The sequence below is a fragment of the Anaerotignum sp. genome, from assembly GCF_030625865.1.
Lineage (GTDB): Bacteria > Bacillota > Clostridia > Lachnospirales > Anaerotignaceae > Chakrabartyella.
Genome location: NZ_DAOUQB010000036.1, coordinates 1 through 23534, shown reverse-complemented (window position 1 = coordinate 23534; position 23534 = coordinate 1). Strand labels below are relative to the sequence as shown.

At 41.0% G+C, this 23534-nt stretch carries 21 protein-coding genes and 1 riboswitch; of the genes, 7 read left to right on the top strand and 14 right to left on the bottom strand.

Annotated elements, in window-relative coordinates; translation table 11 throughout:
• The 14 genes from P9Q65_RS10335 to purE form a co-directional block, all read right to left on the bottom strand.
• The coding region (locus P9Q65_RS10335; RefSeq protein ID WP_304509350.1) for a TRAP transporter large permease at positions 1–741 on the bottom strand (741 nt) is incomplete at its 3' end.
• A complete protein-coding gene (locus P9Q65_RS10330) occupies positions 738–1241 on the bottom strand; it encodes a TRAP transporter small permease (protein WP_304509349.1) in 504 nt (167 codons plus the stop codon). The genes P9Q65_RS10330 and P9Q65_RS10335, both read right to left, overlap by 4 nt.
• Before the next feature lie 253 nt (positions 1242–1494).
• Complete coding sequence (locus tag P9Q65_RS10325; RefSeq protein WP_304509348.1) at positions 1495–2544, bottom strand: DctP family TRAP transporter solute-binding subunit; 1050 nt, start codon at positions 2542–2544, stop codon at positions 1495–1497.
• A gap of 245 nt (positions 2545–2789) precedes the next feature.
• Entirely contained in the window at positions 2790–3500 is a 711-nt protein-coding gene (locus P9Q65_RS10320) for a FadR/GntR family transcriptional regulator (RefSeq protein ID WP_304509347.1), read from the bottom strand.
• 463 nt (positions 3501–3963) lie between these two features.
• Positions 3964–7659, bottom strand: a complete 3696-nt coding sequence (locus P9Q65_RS10315; protein WP_334307202.1) for a phosphoribosylformylglycinamidine synthase — start codon at positions 7657–7659, stop codon at positions 3964–3966.
• A complete protein-coding gene (gene purD, locus P9Q65_RS10310) occupies positions 7656–8918 on the bottom strand; it encodes a phosphoribosylamine--glycine ligase (protein WP_304509345.1) in 1263 nt (420 codons plus the stop codon). Before purD ends, P9Q65_RS10315 begins: the two co-directional genes overlap by 4 nt.
• A gap of 20 nt (positions 8919–8938) precedes the next feature.
• Positions 8939–10123 (bottom strand): phosphoribosylaminoimidazolecarboxamide formyltransferase, encoded by a 1185-nt coding sequence (locus P9Q65_RS10305; RefSeq protein ID WP_304509344.1) that lies wholly within the window; start codon positions 10121–10123, stop codon positions 8939–8941.
• Positions 10124–10417: 294 nt separating this feature from the next.
• Positions 10418–11854 carry an adenylosuccinate lyase gene (purB, locus tag P9Q65_RS10300; protein WP_304509343.1) on the bottom strand — a complete coding sequence of 479 codons (1437 nt, stop codon included), beginning with the start codon at positions 11852–11854 and terminating at the stop codon, positions 10418–10420.
• 12 nt (positions 11855–11866) lie between these two features.
• Positions 11867–12586, bottom strand: a complete 720-nt coding sequence (locus tag P9Q65_RS10295; RefSeq protein WP_304509342.1) for an IMP cyclohydrolase — start codon at positions 12584–12586, stop codon at positions 11867–11869.
• Between the two features lies 1 nt (position 12587).
• On the bottom strand, positions 12588–13196 hold the full coding sequence (purN, locus tag P9Q65_RS10290) for a phosphoribosylglycinamide formyltransferase (protein WP_304509341.1): 609 nt from the start codon (positions 13194–13196) through the stop codon (positions 12588–12590).
• The gene (purM, locus tag P9Q65_RS10285; protein ID WP_304509340.1) at positions 13190–14227 is read right to left on the bottom strand and encodes a phosphoribosylformylglycinamidine cyclo-ligase; all 1038 of its coding nucleotides are present in this window, start codon (positions 14225–14227) and stop codon (positions 13190–13192) included. Before purM ends, purN begins: the two co-directional genes overlap by 7 nt.
• On the bottom strand, positions 14211–15671 hold the full coding sequence (gene purF / locus P9Q65_RS10280; RefSeq protein WP_330695350.1) for an amidophosphoribosyltransferase: 1461 nt from the start codon (positions 15669–15671) through the stop codon (positions 14211–14213). Before purF ends, purM begins: the two co-directional genes overlap by 17 nt.
• Before the next feature lie 39 nt (positions 15672–15710).
• Entirely contained in the window at positions 15711–16421 is a 711-nt protein-coding gene (gene purC / locus P9Q65_RS10275) for a phosphoribosylaminoimidazolesuccinocarboxamide synthase (protein WP_304509339.1), read from the bottom strand.
• Between the two features lie 97 nt (positions 16422–16518).
• A complete protein-coding gene (purE, locus tag P9Q65_RS10270; RefSeq protein ID WP_304509338.1) occupies positions 16519–17013 on the bottom strand; it encodes a 5-(carboxyamino)imidazole ribonucleotide mutase in 495 nt (164 codons plus the stop codon).
• 80 nt (positions 17014–17093) lie between these two features.
• A riboswitch (ZMP/ZTP riboswitch) is annotated at positions 17094–17251 on the bottom strand.
• A 169-nt stretch (positions 17252–17420) separates the two neighbouring features.
• On the opposite strand from purE, the gene P9Q65_RS10265 reads away from it, so the two are divergent.
• The 7 genes from P9Q65_RS10265 to P9Q65_RS10235 all read left to right on the top strand — a co-directional run bounded on the left by P9Q65_RS10265 (position 17421) and on the right by P9Q65_RS10235 (position 23126).
• A complete protein-coding gene (locus P9Q65_RS10265) occupies positions 17421–18692 on the top strand; it encodes a dihydroorotase (RefSeq protein WP_304509337.1) in 1272 nt (423 codons plus the stop codon).
• 108 nt (positions 18693–18800) lie between these two features.
• Complete coding sequence (locus P9Q65_RS10260) at positions 18801–19535, top strand: dihydroorotate dehydrogenase electron transfer subunit (protein ID WP_304509336.1); 735 nt, start codon at positions 18801–18803, stop codon at positions 19533–19535.
• Positions 19529–20443 (top strand): dihydroorotate dehydrogenase, encoded by a 915-nt coding sequence (locus tag P9Q65_RS10255; RefSeq protein WP_304509335.1) that lies wholly within the window; start codon positions 19529–19531, stop codon positions 20441–20443. Before P9Q65_RS10260 ends, P9Q65_RS10255 begins: the two co-directional genes overlap by 7 nt.
• A complete protein-coding gene (pyrF, locus tag P9Q65_RS10250) occupies positions 20440–21150 on the top strand; it encodes an orotidine-5'-phosphate decarboxylase (protein ID WP_304509334.1) in 711 nt (236 codons plus the stop codon). Before P9Q65_RS10255 ends, pyrF begins: the two co-directional genes overlap by 4 nt.
• Positions 21147–21785 carry an orotate phosphoribosyltransferase gene (gene pyrE, locus P9Q65_RS10245; RefSeq protein WP_304509333.1) on the top strand — a complete coding sequence of 213 codons (639 nt, stop codon included), beginning with the start codon at positions 21147–21149 and terminating at the stop codon, positions 21783–21785. Before pyrF ends, pyrE begins: the two co-directional genes overlap by 4 nt.
• Positions 21782–22696, top strand: a complete 915-nt coding sequence (pyrB, locus tag P9Q65_RS10240; RefSeq protein WP_304509332.1) for an aspartate carbamoyltransferase — start codon at positions 21782–21784, stop codon at positions 22694–22696. Before pyrE ends, pyrB begins: the two co-directional genes overlap by 4 nt.
• Position 22697: 1 nt before the next feature.
• Entirely contained in the window at positions 22698–23126 is a 429-nt protein-coding gene (locus P9Q65_RS10235; protein ID WP_304509331.1) for an aspartate carbamoyltransferase regulatory subunit, read from the top strand.
• Positions 23127–23534 lie beyond the last annotated feature (408 nt).

The following is a 23534-nucleotide window of genomic DNA, read 5'->3' as shown; positions in this document are numbered from 1 at the left end:
ATAGATAACAGCAACACCAGCAGCTTCTGTTGGTGTAAATATACCTGCATAAATACCACCCAAGATGATAACAGGTGTCATCAATCCCCAGAAAGCATCTCTAAATGCAAGCAATCTATCTCTCAGGGGCATCTTAGGCTGAGGAATAATATCCTTGTTGCCTCTGGAATCCCAAGCAGCCGCCATATAGTAAGCTGTACCCACTAAAATACCGGGGACGATACCTGCTGTAAACAACGCCCCAACAGATACGTCAGTACAAGAAGCATAAACTACGTACGCAATACTAGGAGGGATAATGATACCAATGGCACCGGAAGCACTAACCAATGCAGCAGGTAAATCTTTGCCATAGCCAGCTTTAACCATTGCAGGAATCAATATCGGGCCAATTGCCGCAACAGTAGCAGGGCCGGAACCGGAGATTGCTGCAAAGAAACATGCAACCATAACAACTACTGCCATTAATCCGCCTTTTCTATGTCCAACACAAGCATTTGCAAAAGTAATCAAACGTTTGGAAATACCTGCATATTCCATAATACTACCTGCTAAAATAAAGAATGGAATAGCGAGCAAAGCAAACTTTGCCGTACCGGAATATAAAATACTTGGAACTACGGAAAGAGGGAACTGACCATACATCAGACCAGCTGCTGCCGCTAAACCAAGGGAAATCGCGATGGGTACATTCAGGAACACCAGCACGAAAAACAAACCAAAAAGAATTAAAGTCATCATGCCTGTGTACCTCCTTTTTTGCCTTCATTCCACAGCCTTTTTACTTCAAAAAACCCGGCCTGTAAAATACGGATAATAACAAATGCTGCCCCAACAGGCATAGAAAGCCCTTGAACTGCCTGAGGCATTTGCATAACAGGAGTTGTTGCGCCCATACCAATCTGACCTTGAACCATTTCGATCCCATAAATCAGAACAACTACCATAAAAATCAGACTACATATTGCACCAAATAAAGCAAACAAAGCTCTTACTTTTCCATGGAACAAGTCAACAACAAAACTCATACCTAAGTGAGCATATCTTTTAAAACCAGCAGCAACACCCAACATTGTTACCCATACGAATACTGTAACCGTTAACTCTTCCGTAAAAGAGAAGGAACTCGAAAAACAATATCTAAATACAACGTTGAGGAAGTTCATAATTGCCATATACGCCATCATTACAATGATTAGCGATTCTTCAAAATAGTCTAGTATTTTGCCCAGCAATTTCATCTTTCTCCACCTTTCTTTCGTTCTTTAATTGCAAACTCATACCAAATAGCATGTTTGCCTCTAAAATAATAATAAGTATTGATATAATAATCAAATAATATCTATGTCTTTTATTGTAATTTTTCTTTTGTATTTGCTTCTATGTAACTAGAAATCACTTTTTTTGCAATAAAAAGAGAGGGCAGGGACAGCGTGGCTTCCTGCCCTCTCGATACTACATTTTTATTGTAAATTTGATGGGTTATTTGTCAAATTACTCAAATGTGTAACCAAAAGCAGCAAATGCTTCATCACCGAATTTTTCTCTGTACTTTTCATATACAGGAGCAACTACAGTTTTCATTTCAGCAATAGCTTCTGGAGATAATTCGTTAACTTCTACACCAATGCCCTTGAACTGTTCAATAATTTCAGCATCCATATCTCTGGAAGCTGCAACCTGTGTAGCACATGCTTCTTTACCAGCCTGATCAAAGATAGCCTTATCTTCATCACTCAGCTTATTCCAGATGTTACCGCTTACACTCATGATGATAGGATCGTAGCAGTAATTCCAGATTGTCATATATTTCTGTACTTCCTGAATTTTTGCAGATCTGATTGTATCATAAGGGTTTTCCTGACCATCGATTGCGCCCTGCTGCAAAGCTGTAAATACTTCGCCGAAAGGCATCTGTGTAGGGTCAGCGCCCAGTTCTTTAAATACGTCCACTAACAAAGAAATTGCAGGAACTCTGATTTTCAGCATAGCCATATCTGCTGCAGATGTAATAGGACGTTTGTTGTTTGTAATCTGACGGAAACCATTTTCGCCAATACCAACTACATGTGCACCCTTTGCTTCAACTGCCTTTTTGATAAACTCGGAACCCGTGGATCCATCATTGAAAATATATTCATTAACACTATCGTAACCATTAGGGAACAACCAAGGCATACTGATTACGGATAATTCAGGTACTACATTGGAAATAATCATGGAAGAATGAAGGTCAACATCCGTTGTACCGTTAAACAACATTTCAACACCCTTTGTCTGGTCACCCGCTGCCAACTGTTCATTACCATAAATTGTTACAGTATATCTGCCTTCTGTACGTTCTTCAATTAATTTCTTGAATTCATTTGCAGCAACCATCCATACACTGGTTTCAGATGGTGTTACCGCCATTTTCAGGTTGATCGCTTTTACATCCCCGCCTTCAGCGCTGTTAGCATCACTACTGCTGCTACTACCACCGCAACCAGCCATGCCTAAAGCCATGACAGCACACATAATACCTGCTAATAATCTCTTTTTCATTAATTTACCCTCCTCATTGTTTTTGGATTTTTTTCCAACTTGTCTTTTTTTGCTATTAGCTTTTTATCCCTTCCTAAGACATCTGCCATAGCCCTTTTCTTTTGTGTTTCTTGCGTAAAACGCAAATCTTTCGCGTATGCGCCCATCGGTACATACACACAATTTATAAAAAGTCCCATACTCAGGTAAAAATACCCTTTCCGTTTCCTTTTTATCGAAATGAAAACTTTCCTACTCCAAAGGAACTAACGCCCATTAAAATAAGCAACATGATAGTAGGTATTATCGCAAAATAAATAATCCTTCGCCAATTTGGGCTTCTTTTCAACCAAATAGGTGTATAGCTCAATATGTTCCTCTGCCAGCACCGATAAAGGTTTATCGGTCAAACGTGTGATTTCTTCCATGTAGTGAAAGAAAATATCTTTATAATTTAACATGGAGTTATATAAGAAGAAGTTTTTAGCCGCTTGTATCACTGCCATGTGAAATTCAAAGTCATATTTTGTAAAGGCCACAGCATCATTGGTTTTCCCTGCTTCCAGCATTTTATCAACCAAGTTTTTTAGAATTGCTTCATCTTCTTTTGTAGCCCTTCTTACGAAAAATTCGATTGCTTTAAATTCTATTGCCTGTCTGAACTCGAAAAACTCTTTAAATTCCTCACTTGTAATATCAGACGATTTCATTGCTTCTAAAGGATCCTCGTCCATGATTCCCTGTGTAGGATTTCTATGTACAAAAGAACCAACCCCTTGCATTGTTAGTATAATGCCGCTTCCCTGTAAATTCTGCAAAGCAGCTCTTACACTGGTTCTGCTTACACCAAACATACTGCAAAGCTTACTTTCGGAAGGAAGCTTATCTCCCACTTTCCATTCCTCACTTGTAATCTGGTTCAAAATTTGATTATAAACTTCATCACTCAATGACAATCTGCCTTTATAGTAATCCATGATTCTCTCCCCTAATCTTATGCATGACTCCTTTTCAATCAATAACAACACAGAAATTTCAAGAGCCTTCTATATCAGAGCTCTTCTTTTAAATGTTTTAAGGAGCAGTTCTAATACTTGTCGTACACCATGTATTACTTGTACTATAAGTTATCATACAACTTAAAAAAATGCAATTCCTGTTTTGTACAAACATTCATACAGAAATTCGTAAATAATCCCCTACAAACTTTTTTTATTGTGCATTTGTATTCAAAAAGGCCATGTATTTCATCAATTTTTAATTTTTATTGTAAGTATTCCACTATAGCCAGCCAAAAATACATACAACATACTTTCGGCTTTCTATTCTGCATTTATCTCTATCACATATGGCAAGTTTCCCCCTTTTTTCAAGCCGTACATTAAAAAAATATCCCGACATGAATATATTATCGGGATATTAGATAGGATTGTCAATAAATTATTTATAATATTGTACTGCTGATAAAAATAGTTTCATGTCATAGTTACCTTGTACGTTCTGATACAAGTTTACTCCTATTCGCTCTGAGTGCCCCATCTTCCCAATAATACGGCCATCCGGAGAAATCAAACCCTCAATTGCACATATGGAACCATTGGGATTATATTGAATTTTATTCGTAGTACTTCCATTATCGTCCACATATTGGGTAAGTATTTGGCCATTGTTTGCTAATTCTTTCACCAATTTAGGATCAGCCAATAGCCTACCTTCTCCATGGGATATAGGCACCGTAAAAATTTCACCTGGTTTTACGTTCATCAGCCAAGGTGAGTTGTTGGAAGCAACTCTGGTACGAACCAATTTTGACTGATGGCGTCCAATTGTATTATAGGAAAGGGTAGGACAAGTTTCATCCGTATCCATAATTTTTCCAAAGGGAACAAGTCCTAACTTAATCAAAGCCTGGAACCCATTACAAATCCCACACATTAGACCATCTTTTTCCTCTAATAGTTGTGTTACAACTTCCTTAATTTCCGGATTACGGAAAAACGCCGTAATAAACTTACCGGAACCATCAGGCTCATCTCCACCGGAAAAGCCACCAGGAATGAAAATCACCTGAGATTTTTGAACCTCTTTGGCAAATCTTTGAATAGAATCTGAAATTCCCGCCGCGGATAAGTTATTGATGACAAATATCTCGGCCTTAGCACCAGCTTTTTCAACTGCCTTTGCAGAATCGTACTCGCAGTTTGTACCGGGGAATACAGGAATTAACACTCTAGGCTGTGCAAAAGAGGATTTTGCCTGAAATGTTTTTTCTGTATGATAGGTAAAGGTAGGAACTTCTTCTGACTTCGTAGAAATATTACATGGATAAACTTCCTCAAGCTTGCCTTCATATCTCTCAAGCAACGCTTCCATAGGAATTTCCTCTTTCTTGAAGAAAACAGCCTTCTTTTCTGTTGTTTGTCCAAGAAGAATGCCTGCCTCAACATCCCCAGTCATTTCCAACACAAATCCGCCATACTGATAACCAAATATCATTTCCAAAGAGATGTCGTCCGCAAAGGAAAAACCAATCTCATTGCCTATGGACATTTTCAAAACAGCTTCTGCAATACCCCCATAAGTAACGGTATATGCACTAAACACCTTGCCATCTCTCATTAATTCATTAATCACATCAAAGTTAGCTTTTAAGCTTTCCGTTGTAGGTAAGCCATTTTCATCATAGTTAGGTAACAATAATGCAACTTTATGGCCTGCACCTTTGAACTCGGGAGAAATAATATGATTAATCTCTTCTGTTGTTACTGCAAAAGATACCAATGTGGGGGGTACATCAATTTGCTCAAAACTGCCACTCATAGAGTCCTTACCACCAATAGCCGCAATTTCCAAACCTTTTTGTGCCATAAATGCGCCCAAAAGAGCCGCCAAAGGCTTGCCCCATCTTTTGCCTTCCTTCATGGGTTTTTCAAAGTACTCTTGGAAGGATAAATAAACATCCTCAAACTTTGCGCCTGTTGCCACCAATTTTGCTACAGATTCCACTACCGCCAGATACGCACTGTGGTATGGACTTGCCTCCGCAATAAAAGGATTGTATCCCCATGCCATCAAGGAGCAAGTTGTAGTATCTTTTTTCTCCACAGAAACTTTATTCACCATGGCTTGAATAGGTGTTCTTTGGGTCTTTCCGCCAAAAGGCATTAATACACTGCCTGCGCCGATGGTAGAATCAAACCGTTCGGAAAGCCCACGCTTGGAACATACATTCAAATCATCTGCCACTGCCAAAAATCCTTCTTTAAAACCTGCGGGGATTTTTTTTGCAAAAGCTTTAGGTGGCTCCGGTGAAATGGAAATGTGCTTTTCTGCACCATTGGAATCCAAAAATTCTCGGGAAACATTCACAATATCCTTCCCATTCCAATTCATAATCAAACGCGGCTCCGCCTTCACCTGAGCAACCACCGTGGCCTCCAAGTTTTCACCATATGCCAATTCCTTAAAACGTTTCACATCCTCCGCCGCAACAACAACCGCCATTCTCTCTTGAGACTCGCTAATTGCCAATTCCGTTCCGTCAAGGCCTTCATATTTTTTGGGGACTGCATTTAAATCAATTACTAAGCCCGGTGCCAATTCACCAATGGCAACAGATACCCCCCCTGCACCGAAATCGTTGCAACGCTTAATCAGTTTAGATGCCTCCGAATTACGGAACAAACGCTGTAATTTTCTTTCTTCCGGTGCATTGCCTTTTTGTACCTCTGCCCCACAGCTTTCCAAAGATTCTATGGTATGAGATTTGGAAGAACCTGTTGCGCCGCCACAGCCGTCACGTCCTGTACGTCCGCCTAAAAGAATAACAATATCCCCGTCGATGGGTTGTTCCCTGCGCACATTTTCCGAAGGTGCCGCACCGATGACCGCGCCAATCTCCATTCGCTTTGCAACATAACCGGGGTGATAAATTTCATCTACCTGACCGGTGGCAAGGCCAATTTGGTTGCCATATGAGCTGTATCCTGCCGCCGCTGTTGTTACAATTTTACGCTGAGGCAACTTCCCGGGAATGGTCTGGGAAACAGGAACCAAGGGATCTCCGGCACCTGTTACACGCATTGCTCCGTAAACATAAGAACGACCGGATAAAGGATCACGAATTGCTCCACCTACACAAGTAGCCGCCCCACCAAAGGGCTCAATTTCCGTGGGATGGTTATGTGTTTCATTTTTAAATAACAATAACCATTTTTCAGTTTTGCCTTCAACATTAACATCTATTTTTACCGTACAGGCATTAATTTCCTCAGATTCATCTAACTTACTAAGTTTTCCTTGCTTTTTTAAGAACTTCGCAACAATGGTACCCATATCCATCAAATTAATGGGTTTTGTGCGTCCAATCGCTTCTCTTGTTTTCAAATATTCCTCATAAGCAGACTGCAATAAGCTATCTTCAAATTGAATATTATCAATTGTTGTTAAAAATGTAGTATGACGGCAATGATCTGACCAATAGGTATCAATCATTTTAATTTCTGTAATGGTAGGGTCTCTGTCCTCTTCTTTGAAATAAGCCTGACAAACCTTAATATCATCCAAATCCATAGCCAAGCCCATGTGCTTTACAAAACCATCAAGCCCAGCTTCATCCAATTGAAGAAATCCATCAATGGTAGCCACTTCTGTTGGAATTTCATATTGTACTGCCAATGTTTCAAAAGTATTTAAAGTTGCTTCTCTGGCCTCTACAGGGTTAATTACATACTTTTTAATTGCAGAAATTTCTTCTACTGATAGTTTGCCAAATAAGAAATAAACCTTCGCCGTACGAACCAAGGGTCTTTCTTTTTTCGAAATAATCTGAATACATTCTGCCGCAGAGTTTGCTCTCTGGTCAAACTGACCCGGCAAATATTCAACGGCAAACACAACTGCATCTTCATTCGGCAACGCATCCCTTAAATCATCAAGCTGTGGCTCAGAAAAAACCGTAGTCTTACAATAGTCAAATAAATCCTTTTCAATATTTTCCACATCATACCGGTTGAAAAGGCGTAATCCCGTTAAGTTTTCAATCCCCAACAAATTTACAATATCATGGCGCAATGCATCGGCTTCTGCTGTAAGCCCTTGTTTTTTCTCCACAAAAATTCTGTAAACCATGCTCACACCTCCGCCGCTAAAGCTTTTTTGCCAATATCATTGCGATAATATGCATTTTCAAATTTTACGGTTTTCACTGTTTCATACGCCTTTGCAATGGCTTCTTCCAAAGAATCAGCCACTTCTGTAACGCCCAAAACGCGTCCACCGCCAGTTACCAAAACACCATCTTTGATTTTGGCCCCGGCAACATAAATCTGGTTGCTGTTTTCCGGCAAAGTAATGGGGAAACCTGTTTCATACTTTCCGGGATAACCGTTGGATGCCATAATCACACAGCAAGCCGCTTTATCAACAAATTTCACTTCTGCCTCCGCCAAAGTACCCTTTGCAATATGCTGCATAATGGTTAAAAGATCACTTTCCAGCAGGGGTAATACAACCTGTGTTTCCGGATCACCAAAACGGCAATTGTATTCAATGGTCTTAGGTCCGTTGGGTGTAAGCATCAACCCAAAATACAAACAGCCTTTAAAGGTTCTGTCTTCTTGGTTCATTGCCTCCATGGTAGGCAGGAAAATGGTTTTCATACATTCCGCTGCAACTTCCTCTGTATAGTAAGGGTTTGGGGCAATGGTACCCATACCGCCCGTGTTTAAACCCTTATCCCCATCTAATGCTCTTTTATGGTCCATGGAAGACACCATAGGAATCATGGTTTTGCCATCAGTAAAAGCAAGTACGGAAACTTCAGGGCCTGTAAGGAATTCCTCGATTACAACATGATCCCCACTGGCGCCAAAAATTTTGTCTCCCATCATTGCCCGCACTGCATCCTTGGCCGCTTCTCTTGTTTCCGCAATGACAACGCCCTTGCCCAGTGCCAAGCCATCCGCTTTAACCACTGTGGGAATAGGTGCGGTTTCCAAATATTCCAGAGCCTTCGTCATATCATCAAAAACTTCATATTGCGCCGTAGGAATGTTATATTTTTTCATTAAGTCCTTGGAAAAAACCTTACTTCCCTCTAAAATAGCTGCTCTTTTATTGGGGCCAAAACAAGGAACACCCACATTCTCCAATGCATCCACAACACCTAGCACCAGAGGGTCGTCAGGAGCCACTACAGCAAACTCAATTTTATTTTCCACTGCAAACGCAACAATCTTTTCCACATCTTTTGCTCCGATGTCCACACAAGTGGCATCCTGGGCAATTCCACCGTTACCGGGCAGCACAAAAAGTTCAGTTACATTGGAATTCTCTTTGATTTTTTTCACAATGGCATGCTCTCTGCCGCCACCGCCAATTACCATGACCTTCATTCTTTATACCCTCCCGCTTCTTAATGGTGGAACAAACGCATACCGGTAAACGCCATAACCATATTAAATTTATTGCAAGTTTCAATGACATTGTCATCACGAATGGAACCACCGGGTTCTGCAATATAGGAAACCCCGCTTTTTGCCGCTCTTTCAATATTATCACCAAAGGGGAAGAAGGCATCACTGCCTAAAGCCACACCTTTGATTGTAGCAAGATACGCTTTCTTCTCTTCTCTTGTCAGGGGTTCAGGCTTCTCGGAGAAAAGTGTCTCCCAAGTGCCATCCGCCAATACATCTTCATAATCATCGGAAATATAAATATCAATGGCATTATCTCTTGCAGGACGACCTACAGAAGTGAGAAAAGGAAGATTTAATACCTTTTCACATTGACGTAAGTGCCATATGTCCGCTTTACTGCCTGCAAGACGGGTGCAATGGATACGAGACTGCTGACCTGCACCAACACCAATTGCTTGTCCACCCTTAGCAAAGCAAACAGAGTTGGACTGGGTATACTTCAATGTAATCAAAGCAATAATCAAATCTATTTTCGCTTCTTCTGTCAATTCTTTATTCTCAGTTACGATTTTTCCCAGTAAATCCTTGTCAATTTTAAAATTGTTTCTGCCTTGCTCAAAAGTAATTCCAAAAACCTGTTTCAATTCTTTTTCATCGGGAACAAAATCGGCGTCAATTTCCACAACGTTATAAGTTCCCTTTCTCTTACTCTTTAAAATTTCCAAAGCTTCTTCTGTATAGCCGGGTGCAATGATTCCGTCGGATACTTCTCTTTTAACGAGGTTTGCTGTCACTGCATCACAAACTTCACTTAATGCAATCCAATCACCATAGGAACTCAAACGATCTGTTCCTCTTGCCTTTGCATAAGCCAAAGCGATGGGTGATCCATCCAAGCCCTCAATATCATCCACAAAACAGGCCTTTTTTAGCTCTGCACTCATGGGTGTTCCTACCGCCGCAGAAGTAGGGCTTACATGCTTAAAAGAGGTTGCCGCAGGCATCCCCAAAGCATTTTTTAACTCCTTTACCAACTGCCAGCTGTTAAAAGCATCCAAAAAATTGATATACCCGGGTTTTCCGCTTAAAATACGGATGGGCAATTCACTGCCATCAGCCATATAAATTCTTGCCGGTTTTTGATTTGGATTACAGCCATATTTCAATTCGAATTCTTTCATTTTTAAAATCCCCCCGTCCAAGATAAATTCATATTTTCTAGTAAAAGAAAAACCTCAGAGATTCCGTCCCCAACCCCCAGAGCGTAGACAAACCTTTGGTTCCACCCAAACCCGCTTGCTTTTTGTAAAAAGCAAGACCAAAACCCTTCAGAACCCGCATTCTATGCGGGTTAGGACAAAGCTTCAAGGTTTTGACTTTGTTTTCAGTCTGAGGAAAATGTAGTTTTCCATAATGGGTCAAGGGACAAGTCCCTTGCAGAGAGGTTTGGAGGCAGCGCCTCCAAGGTCTTTCTTTTATACCTTTAACTCTGCTTGAATTTCTCCTTCGTGCCATTTTTCTATAATTGGCTGTGCAACCTCTTTCAAAAACGCATCTACCTGAGATGCACTTCTGCCAATATACAAAGATGGATCTAATTCCGCTTTAATTTCCTCTAAAGTCAAGGGGAATGCGTCGTCCGCAGCAATTCTTTCTATTAAGTCATTCTTGCCACCCTCAAGCTTCACTTTCGCCGCCGCAGCGTGGGAGTGGGTACGCAATTTTTCATGCAATTCCTGTCTGTTTCCGCCTTTTTTAACGGATTTCATCATGATGTTTTCCGTTGCCATAAAAGGTAATTTTTCCATAACACGACGTTCTACAACCTTATCATAAACAACCAAGCCCGCCGTTACGTTCATATAAATATTCAAAATAGAGTCCACTGCCAAGAAAGCTTCTGCGCTGGAAATACGCTTATTTGCAGAGTCATCCAACGTTCTTTCGAACCACTGGGTACCTGCGGTCAACGCAGGGTTTAAGGAGTCCACAATCACGTAGCGTGCCAATGCAGAAATTCTTTCGCTTCTCATGGGGTTTCTCTTGTAAGGCATTGCAGAGGAGCCAATCTGATTTTTTTCAAAAGGCTCTTCCATTTCTTCGAAGGACTGCAATATACGCATATCATTGGAAAATTTATAAGCACTCTGGGCAAAACCGGAAAGCACAGATAAGAAATAAGCGTCTACCTTACGGGAATAAGTCTGACCGGAAACAGGTACACAGCCCTTAAAGCCCATATCCGTCGCAATCATTTCTTCCATCTTTTTAATTTTTTCCTCGTCCCCTTCAAATAACTCCATGAAGCTTGCCTGGGTACCTGTTGTACCTTTGGAGCCTAATAAAAGCAACTCTTCCAAGCGATGCTCCATTTCATGAATATCCTGACATAATTCATAAATCCAAAGGGTAGCTCTTTTTCCTACGGTTGTCAGCTGAGCCGGCTGAAGATGCGTATATGCCAAACAAGGAAGACTCTTATATTCTTCGGCAAATTCCGACAAGTTTTTTACAACCTGTGCAGCTTTCTTCAATATAATGTGAGATGCTTCTTTTAAGATAATTACATCTGTATTGTCCCCAACGTAACAAGAAGTTGCCCCCAAGTGAATAATGGGCTCTGCCTTGGGGCACTGCTGTCCATAAGCAAATACATGGCTCATTACATCGTGGCGTACAATTTTTTCTCTTGCTTCGGCTACCTCAAAATTAATATTATCCTGAAAAGCCTCCAGTTCTTTTATTTGTTCCTCCGTAATTTCCAAACCCAAAGCTTTTTCTGCCTTTGCCAAAGCAATCCAAAGTTTACGCCAAGTACGGAACTTGAAGCTTTCGGAGAATACAGCCTGCATTTCTTTGCTGGCATATCTTGTTGAAAAGGGGGAAATATAAATTTCCTTTGTGTTATTCATATCTCAATCTCCTTATCTGTTCTTATTTATCATACGGTTTTCAATCATTCCTGTTTGCAAATCAATATATCTCACATAAAGAGAAATTCTATTCTCCTCATTCAAGTTTTCCCAAATATCCTGTACAAAATCATCAATTTCATTGGGGATTTCCACTCTTTCGGGTTCACCTTGAAACGTAGGCAATGGATTGCCGTCACTGGCATAGGTATGAATAAAATGTCCCAAACCATTTAATGCAGGGTAAGAAAAGGTATAACGATTACAGACACTACCTTGGGCATCTCCACTTTTTAAAATACTCATTTTATAGGTGAAGTCTCCTTTTTCAAAAGTCAGCATGCCGCTGATTCTGGGTGTAAAGTTTGGCGCATCCGGTTCGAATTCTCTGGTTTCCAAGCCCGCTTCAAATGTTTTTCCCGCCTTAATATAGTCATAAACGGTATCTGTCTGATCCCCATTTGTAACAATCAACTGATTTTCATGCTTTTTTATGGGAGAATAAATAATCAAAGAAGGATCCTCCACCTTAGATTCATCAAAGGGCTTAATAATCACTTCTTCACCATTTTCAATAAAAATACGATTACGGCTGTTTTCGCTGCGCCCCATAATAAAATATGCAACAGCAGCTTTGCTTCCGTCTGGTGTTTTGCCAATTACAATTCCTCTGCCAACATAAGGGTTTTCTTTTACCAAATCCCCCATGGGATTCTTTTTATAAATATCCATATCAGTTTCCTTTCTGTAATTTTTTAGCTACCATTTCAACGGCTTTGGGTAACAGTACCCATTCCGCTTCTTCCATGACTCTTCTTTGTAACACCTCGGGGGTATCTCCTTCTAAAATTTCCACAGCTTTTTGCAAAATAATTTCTCCGCCATCGGGAATTTCATTCACATAATGTACCGTTGCTCCGGTTACCTTTACGCCGTATTCCAACGCCGCTTCATGGACATGCAGGCCATAAAAGCCTTTGCCACAGAAAGAAGGGATGAGAGATGGGTGAATATTTACAATCCTTTTTGGATAGAACGAGGTAAAATCTTCGCTTAACAAAGACATAAAACCTGCTAAAACGATCATCTCTATACTGTTTTCATTTAAAATTTCTTTCATCTTCTCTTCATAAACTTCTTGGGAGGGAAACGCCTTTCTTTTCACAACAACGCTTTTTATATTATTTTCCGCCGCCCTGGTTAGGGCATATGCCGTGTCATTGCTGGCCAAAACCAAAGCAATTTCGCCGTTTGGTATTTCCCCTCTTTTTTCGGCATCGATTAAAGCCTGTAAATTGGTACCACCGCCAGAAACAAAAACTGCAATTTTTGTTTTTAGCATATTACCACGCCTTCCTCAGAGGCAATAATTTCCCCCATAACATATGCGTCTTCGCCGTTTGCTTTCAAGATTTCCAATGTTTTTGGGGCATCCTCTTTCCCAACAACAACGCTCATCCCAACGCCCATATTAAAGGTATTAAACATATCTCTTTCCGGAATATTGCCTTTCTTTGCAATTAAATCAAAAATAGGCAAAATCCGCAATGCACTTTTATCAATCTTTGCTCCAAATCCTTTTGGAATACTTCTGGGGATATTCTCATAGAAACCGCCCCCTGTAATATGGGAAACCGCTTTTACCGTTACCTCTTCGAATACGGCAAGCATAGGCTTCACATAGATTTTCGTAGGTGTCAGCAACGTTTCTCCCAAGGATTTGCCTCCCAATTCTGCTAGGGGTGCTTTCATATCTGTATTTTCCACATCAAATACACGGCGCACCAAGGAGAATCCATTGGAATGCACACCGCTGGAAGGCAATGCAATAATAACATCCCCTTCTTTGATTGTCTTATTATTCAAGATTTTTGCCTTATCCACAACGCCAACGGAGAAACCGGCCAAATCATATTCATCCTCAGGATAGAAACCGGGCATTTCTGCCGTTTCCCCACCGATTAAAGCCGCACCGGACTGAACACAGCCTTCTGCAACTCCTGAAACAATAGATGCAATTTTTTCAGGGAAATTTTTGCCCACTGCAATGTAATCCAAGAAGAATAATGGTTTTGCGCCAACGCAGATAATATCATTTACACACATGGCAACACAATCGATCCCAACTGTATCATGCTTGTCCATTAAGAAAGCCAGTTTCAGCTTTGTTCCTACGCCGTCAGTTCCGCTTACCAAAACAGGCTTTGTAATTCCCGTCATATCCAGTTCAAATAAGCCGCCAAAACCGCCAATATCAGACATCGCCCCCGCTATCATTGTCTTAGCGATATGCTTTTTCATCAGCTCAACCGCCTGATATCCCGCTACAATATCTACGCCTGCTGCCTTATAGCTTTCACTGTGACTCTTCATCTTCTTTTATTCTCCTCTCGCTGAGCTTGTACTCAAATCTATTCTTGTCGGACTCCATAGGTTTTTCTGTTGGATATTTTCCATCAAAACAGGAAGCACAATAGCCCTCACCGTTAGGCGTACCAATCAACATACTCAAATGATCTAGACTTAAATATCCCAAGCTGTCTACGCCAATAATCCCTCTGATTTCATCAATGGTATGATTACAGGCAATCAAATTTTCCTGAGAATCTACATCTGTACCATAGAAACAAGGATAGAGGAAAGGAGGTGCTGAAGAACGCATATGCACCTCTGTTGCCCCCGCATCACGCAAAAGCTTCACAATTCGTGCGGAGGTTGTTCCTCTTACAATAGAATCATCAACCAAAACCACTCTTTTCCCTCTTACGGTATCTGCGATTACATTCAGCTTGATTTTCACCTTATCCTCACGCACCTTCTGTCCGGGGGAAATGAAAGTTCTTCCGATGTACTTATTTTTAATAAAGCCGATGCCATAAGGAATACCGGACTGTCTTGCATAGCCAATAGCCGCATCCAAACCGGAATCAGGAACACCAACAACCACATCTGCCTGCACAGGATGCTCCATAGCAAGACAAGCCCCTGCTTTTACCCTTGCATCATGGACGCTTCTTCCTTCCACACGGGAATCGGGTCTGGAGAAATAAATATATTCAAAAATACAGATTGTAGGCTTTACTTTATCACAATGATCCGTAATGGTACGAATACCATCTTGATCAAAAACAACGATTTCTCCGGGACGAAGATCACGGATAAATGTTGCACCAACTGCATCCAAGGCGCAGCTTTCAGATGCAACAATATAGCTTCCGTCTGCTGTAACTCCATAGCATAAAGGTCTGAAACCATTTTCATCTCTTACCGCAATCATTTTGCAAGCAGACATAATAACCAAGGAATACGCACCCTTGATTCGATCCATGGCACGGTTGACCGCTTCTTCAATGGAGGGTGCATTTAATCTTTCTTTTGTAATAACATAGGAAATAACCTCTGTATCACTTGTTGTATGGAAAATAGAACCTTGCATTTCCAATTCTCGTCTTAATTCAAAAGAATTTACCAAATTACCGTTATGCGCCAATGCCAATTTGCCTTTGATATGGTTTACTACAATGGGCTGGGCATTGGAACGGTCGTTTGCACCTGTTGTTCCGTAGCGAACATGACCAATTGCCATATTGCCCTCCCCCAAGGAAGACATTACCTGTGGCGTAAAGACATCATTCACCAAGCCAGCATCCTTATGAAAACGGAAAATACCATCATCGTTTACTACAATGCCGCAGCTTTCCTGACCCCTGTGCTGTAATGCAAACAGGCCATAATAGGTCGTCGCTGCAACTGTGGCGGTTTCTTTTCCAAAAACACCGAATACACCACATTCCTCATGAATTTCATTCATACACATGTTAGCACCTCGTCTATTCCCTCTTTTATGTGAATTGGATTATTCACCCATCAAACGTTTCAAAACTTCCTGATAAGCATCCTCCACGTGGCCTAAATCACGGCGGAATCTATCCTTATCAAGCTTTTCACCCGTTACTGTATCCCAGAATCGGCAAGTATCAGGAGAAATTTCGTCAGCCAGCACAATCTGTCCATCTGCTGTTTTACCAAATTCCAGTTTAAAGTCGATCAACTCAATATTTACAGCTTTTAAATAATTGCTCAAAATATCGTTGATTTTAAAAGAATACTTTGCGATTAAATCAATTTCTTCCTTCGTAGCAAAATCCATAGCTAAAATATGATATTCATTAACCATAGGATCTCCCAGCTCGTCATTTTTATAGCAAAACTCAAGCACCGTGCTTTTCATTCTTGTGCCTTCTTCCAAACCAAGGCGTTTTGCTAAAGATCCTGCTGCAATGTTTCTAACAATTACTTCCAGTGGTACGATAGAAACTTTCTTTACCACTGTTTCCCTGTCGGAAAGTTCTTCCACAAAGTGAGTGGGAATTCCGCTTTTTTCCAAAAGTTTCATGAGGTGATTTGTTACACGGTTGTTAATGGCACCCTTCCCCATAATTGTGCCCTTTTTCAGACCATTGAACGCAGTTGCATCATCCTTGTAAGAAACAATGCAGAAATTTTCATCATTGGTTGCGTATACCTTTTTTGCCTTGCCTTCATACATCTGAACTGTTTTTTCCATGATACCTAATTCCTCCTAAGAATAATCTTTTTGCCTTTTGGCTTGTAAGGGTTAATAAAAATATTGAAAGAAAATTTGATTTTTCAAAACTACGTTTTTATTTATTGTATTTATCCGCTAATTTACGGTCTTTTTCTAAAACTTTTTTTGCATTTTCCGCTCTTGCAGCACTGAGCTTTTCTGCCAATTTTTCATCTGTCACTGCCAGAATCTGAATTGCCAATAATGCCGCATTTTCTGCACCATCAATGGCCACTGTTGCCACTGGCATACCACCGGGCATCTGCACTGTGGAAAGGAGTGCATCCAAGCCATCTAACGTTGAAGATTTAATGGGAATCCCAATGACAGGCAAAGTGGTATTTGCAGCCATGGCTCCTGCCAGATGCGCCGCCTTTCCCGCTGCTGCAATAATTGCACCAAAGCCGTTTTCTCTGGCATTTACGGCAAAGGCTCTTGCTTCTTCAGGTGTTCTGTGGGCAGAATAAACGTGAACCTCGAAAGGCACACCAAACTTGTCCAACGTCGTTAATGCTTTTTCCACCACGGGAAAATCACTGTCACTGCCCATAAGAATCGCTATTTTTTTCATGGATAACCTCCTGCTGATAATAAGTATTATAATTCATTATTATGAACAAAAAAAGGGCATTCCTATTCCTTAGTCAGAAATAGGACTGCCCAGACGGTCGACAAAAGCAGTATCCTTCCCCTGACTTTTCATGCATAATCAGGCTCAGCGCAAAACGCCGATTATTTCCTCACTGCTTACATTCAGACTTTTTACTCCCTTGTGGTTTCCCACTGATCCGTCAGTTATAAAAAGCCCCTTCAATTAACACATCCAGTCTAACACAAGGGAATAAATTCTGTCAATTCGGGTCGCATTAAAAAACCTATAAATATATCCTTGACACATTAAAAACCGTGTGCTATACTACTGACAATTTGTAAAGAAATACATACCACCCACTAGCGAATAGAAAGGAGCTGAATCATTTGAACTACATTTTACCTAATGTTAATGTATTTGTTCAAGGTAGATTCGTCAATTCCAACATATTTATTATGGATGGTCTCATTTCCGAAATTTCATCAGCGGTGCCTTCCTGTTCCACTGAGAATATTCTCTTTGGTTTGGAAGGTTGCTTTGTATTTCCCGGTTTTATTGATGTTCATGTGCATCTAAGAGAACCGGGATTTTTTTATAAAGAGACCATAGAAACGGGCACGAAAGCTGCTGCCCATGGGGGTTACACCACTGTTTGCGCCATGCCAAATCTTTCCCCCACTCCGGATTGCATGGAGCACTTAGCACCTCAACTGGAACTGATTCGAAAAAATGCTTGCGTACACGTTCATCCCTATGGTACCATCTCCATCGGCGAAAAAGGAGAATCTTTTACATTCTATGACGAAATTGTGGATTATGTATGCGGTTTCAGCGACGACGGACGGGGTGTGCAAAATGACGATTTCATGCGCTCTGCTATGAAAAAAATCAGTAAATACGGAAAAATTGTTGCAGCTCATTGTGAAGACAATACTTTACTCCACGGAGGCTACATTCATGATGGGGACTATGCCGCCCTTCATGGGCACAAGGGCATTTCCTCCGAAAGTGAATGGAGGCAGATAGAGCGGGATTTGGCCTTGGTAAAGGAAACGGGCTGCAAATACCATGTTTGCCATGTTTCCACAAAAGAATCCGTTGCCCTCATCCGCAAGGCAAAAGCCCAAGGGCTTGACGTAACCTGCGAAACAGGCCCCCATTACTTAGTCATGAATGATACCATGCTTCAGGAGGACGGGCGTTTTAAAATGAACCCCCCCATTCGCAGCGAGGCCGATAGACAAGCATTAATTCAAGGCATAAAAGACGGCACCATAGATATGATTGCCACTGACCATGCCCCCCACTCTTTGGAAGAAAAATCAAAAGGTCTTAGGGGAAGCATGATGGGCATTGTTGGTTTAGAAACGGCATTCCCGATTTTGTATACCGAACTGGTGCAAACAGGTATCCTTACCTTGGAAAAATTAATGGAACTGCTTCACGATAACCCAAGAGAACGTTTCGAAATCGGCACACCTCTGGAAGTTGGGCAACCTGCGGATCTTACTGTATTTGATTTAAACAAACGGTACAAAATAAACCCAGAAGAATTTCTTTCCAAAGGCAGAAGCACACCTTTTGCAGGAAAAGAAGTAACCGGTTGCTGTATGCTAACTCTTTGCGGGGGAAAAATCGCCTATCAGAAAAATAAATAAAATTTGAGCTTTCTTTTGGCATTTTTATGTCTTACAAGAGCATTTTCCATGAAAAACTCTGTTGTATTGAAAACTCGCATCACTAACAACCCTTAAGGAGGGCTTTTCTTGAAACAATCTTTATTCAAAATTATAAAAAATGAACCCCTTACAAGCACTGTGTATCGTATGATACTGGAAGGAGATACCTCTGCCATAACAAGGTCAGGGCAATTCCTTAATATCAAATTAGACGGCCTATTTTTACGCCGCCCCATCTCTGTTTGCGATTATGATGATAACACCATTACTATCCTATATAAAGTAGTGGGCAAAGGCACTGAGGGAATGAGCAAACTCTCCCCAGCCTCTATCTTGGATATCTTAACAGGCTTAGGGAATGGCTATGATACCACGAAAAGTGGGAACCACCCTTTACTCATCGGTGGCGGCGTTGGTGTTCCCCCCATGTTCCGCTTGGCAAAAGACTTGATTGCAGAGGGCAAAAACCCCAAGGTTATTTTGGGCTTTAATACAAAAGACGAAACCTTTTATATTGAAGAGTTTCAGCATCTTGGTGCAGAAGTCCTAATTGCAACGGCGGACGGCAGTATTGGCACAAAAGGCTTTGTTACAGATATTGTAAAAGAACTTTGCGATTATACTTATTTCTATACCTGTGGCCCCGAGCCTATGCTAAAGGCCCTATCTGATTGTACAACAACCAGCGGACAGCTTAGTTTTGAAGAGCGAATGGGCTGTGGCTTTGGTGCCTGTATGGGCTGTTCCTGCGAAACAAAATACGGGAACAAGCGCATTTGTAAAGACGGTCCTGTGCTGGAAAAGGAGGAAATCATATGGTAAACACAAAAGTAACACTAAGCGGTATTACCCTAGATAACCCCATCATTCCTGCCAGTGGTACCTTCGGCTACGGGTATGAATTTGCCGAACTCTATGACATCAATATTTTAGGCTCCTTTTCCTTTAAAGGTACCACAAAAGAGCCTCGTTTCGGAAATCCCACCCCAAGGATTGCGGAATGCACAGGCGGAATGATTAATTCCGTAGGATTGCAAAATCCCGGAATAGAAAAAGTGATTCAAGAAGAACTGCCGAAAATGAAAAAAGTTTTCCACAAACCGGTCATCGCAAATATCAGCGGATTTTCCGTAGAAGAGTACGTTTATTGCTGCCAAAAAATCGATCAAGAAGACCAAGTGGGAATCATTGAGGTAAATGTAAGCTGTCCAAACGTACATCATGGGGGTATGAGCTTTGGTACAAGCCCGGAAGTGGCAGCGGAAGTAACCCGTGCCGTAAAGGCAGTTACTAAAAAACCAGTTTATATCAAGTTAAGCCCAAATGTTACAGATATTGCTTCTATTGCAAAGACCTGTGAAGAGGCAGGTGCCGATGGCATTAGCTTAATCAACACCCTAATGGGCATGCGAATCGACCTAAAAACAGGAAAACCTGTCATTGCCAATAAAATGGGCGGATTTTCGGGAAGTGCCATTTTCCCTGTGGCTGTTCGCATGGTTTATCAAGTTTATGAAGCAGTAAACCTCCCCATCATCGGTATGGGCGGTGTATCCTCCCCTGAGGATGTTCTGGAAATGATGCTTGCAGGGGCAACGGCAGTACAAGTTGGTGCCGCAAACTTGGTTGAGCCCTATATTTGCAAAAACATAATTGAAAAATTACCCGAAGTTATGAAAAAATACGGAATCACAGATTTAAACGACATCATCGGAGGTGCCCATAAATGAGTAAAGACGTAATTATCGCTTGTGATTTTAACAGTAAAACCGACCTTATGGCTTTTTTAGAAAACTTCAAAGAAGAAAGACCTTTCTTAAAAATCGGTATGGAACTTTTTTATGCAGAAGGTCCGGCCATTGTAAAAGAAATCAAAGCAAGGGGACATAAAATTTTCCTGGATTTAAAACTCCATGATATTCCCAATACAGTAAAAAAAGCAATGTCCGTTTTGTCTGATTTAGACGTGGATTTGTGTAATGTACATGCCTCCGGCACCATTGCCATGATGGAAGGGGCATTGGAAGGCTTCACAAAAAAAGACGGCAACCGTGGTTTATTAATTGCCGTAACACAACTTACATCTACCAGCGAAGAAAGAATGCAGCAAGACCTTTTGATTGACAAAAACCTTGAAGAAACAGTATTACACTACGCAAAAAACACAAAAACGGCAGGATTAGACGGGATTGTTTGCTCTCCTTGGGAAGCAAAAAAAGTAAAAGATGTGTGTGGAGATAAATTCCTTACCATTACCCCAGGGGTACGTTTTGACGACGGCGATGCCGGAGATCAAGTACGTATTGCAACTCCAGCAAAAGCAAAGGAATTGGGCTCCGATTATATCGTTGTAGGCCGCCCCATCACCCAAGCAGCTGATCCCGTTGCCGCATATAGAAGATGCTTAACAGAGTTTTTAGGAGGTGAAGCGCAATGAAATATCTCATTGCAAAAGACTTATTATCCATTGGCGCAGTTTTTCTGCGTCCCGAAGAGCCCTTCACATGGGCAAGCGGTATCAAAAGCCCCATTTACTGCGATAATCGCTTAACCCTTACTGCACCCGAGGTAAGAAATCATGTAGAAAATGCTTTGGCGGATACGATTCGTAAAGAATACCCCACATGCGAAGTTTTGATGGGTACCAGTACCGCAGGCATTGCCCATGCGGCAATTACCGCCCATATTTTGGGTCTTCCTATGGGCTATGTCCGCTCCGGTGCAAAAGATCATGGTCGCAACAACCAAATTGAAGGTAAATTAGAAAAAGGTCAAAAGGTGGTTGTTGTTGAGGACTTAATTTCTACCGGGGGCAGCGTCATAGAAGTGGTAAATGTCCTTCGGGAAGCAGGGGCTGATGTCCTTGGTGTAGTAAGCATCTTTACCTACGGAATGCAAAAAGGGCTGGATCGGTTGGCAGAGGCAAAGATTAAAAATATCAGCCTTTCTGATTTTGATGCAGTCACTGAAGTTGCCGCAAAAGAAGGATATATCAAACAAGAGGATATCAAGAGATTGATTGCTTTTCGCAATAATCCAAGTGACGAAGGCTGGAGGAATTTAAAATTATGAGAAGCTTAATTGATATTGTTGACCTTTCCATTCATGAAATTAACGGGTTAATTGATACCGCCAATGATATGATTGATAATCCCATAAAATACAGTGAAAAATGCCATGGTAAAAAGCTTGCTACCCTCTTTTTCGAGCCTTCCACCCGAACCAGACTTAGCTTTGAAGCCGCTATGATGGAATTAGGAGGAAATGTTATTGGCTTTTCTGCTGCAAATAACAGCTCAGCATCCAAAGGAGAAAGCGTTTCCGATACCGTTCGTACGGTAAGTTGTTATGCGGATATTATTGCAATGCGTCATCCAAAAGAAGGTGCACCCATGATTGCATCTATGCACGCTACTGTCCCCATTATCAATGCAGGAGACGGCGGACACAATCACCCCACCCAAACCTTGACAGACCTTTTAACCATCCAAAGGGAAAAAGGGCGTTTTGATAGCTTAACTGTAGGGCTTTGCGGTGACTTAAAATTTGGCAGAACAGTACACTCCCTGATTCACGCCTTGTCTCGTTATGAAAATATCCATTTTGTTTTAATCTCTCCCGAAGAGTTAAAACTGCCTGAATATATTATAAACGATATTCTGGATAAAAAGGGGATCTCCTATACCGTTACAACAAGTTTGGAGAAAGTGATGCCTTCCTTGGATATTCTCTACATGACCCGTGTACAAAGAGAGCGTTTTTTCAATGAAGCAGATTACGTTCGCTTGAAAGATAGCTACATCCTAAATAAAGAAAAACTGGCAACAGCAAAAGAAGACCTTTGTATCATGCATCCCCTTCCTCGCGTAAACGAAATTTCTGTGGACGTTGATGATGACCCCAGAGCTTGCTATTTTAACCAGGTTCTTTATGGTAAGTTTATCCGTATGGCACTGATATTGAAGCTTTTGGAGGTGGAATAATATGAATATAGATTCTATTCGAAATGGTATCGTAATCGACCATATCAAGGCAGGTCGAGGTATGGAAATTTATCACCTTCTGAACCTTGAATCTTTAAATTGCTCCATTGCATTAATTAAAAACGCTTCTAGCGGTAAAATCGGCAAAAAAGATATTATAAAAATCGATGATGACTTTGACTTGGATCTTGACGTCCTAGGTTATATCGACCCCGACATTACAATCAACATCATCAAAGACTGTAAAAGAATTAAAAAGTTCCATCCTGTACTACCCGAAAGATTAACCAATGTTATCAAATGCAAAAATCCTCGTTGTATCACCTCCGTGGAACAGGAAATTGATCATATTTTTAAATTAACTGATCGCGACAACAGAGTATATCGATGCATTTATTGCGAATCTAAAGCAAAAGGCGAAAATATATAGTTTTTTAATAATCACCCACCCTTTAGTGGGTGATTATTTTAACGTCATGGCTAGGAACAGCTTCCCATTTTATTATTAAATTAGCTTCATTAATACGTCACTCATACAGATGTTAATGCTAATCCTTTTATTTATACCTTTTCAAAATCCGGTTTTCGTGATTTTCGCTTGCTGGGCGCTAATAGTAAGGTAATTCCCTATAAGCAATACTCCGAAGAAAATTTTACTAATGCCAGCCATGCAGAAACTACTGTAATTGCCGACTTGCCCATTATCCTGGTGGTACTCTCTATACACTTAATTTTAGTGGTACCTTGTTTACTCACAGGTAACAGGTAAAGCAAAAAAAGATTAAAACATCAACGCACCGCTTATTTACAAAAATCAGGTTATTTTTTTGTGTCATAT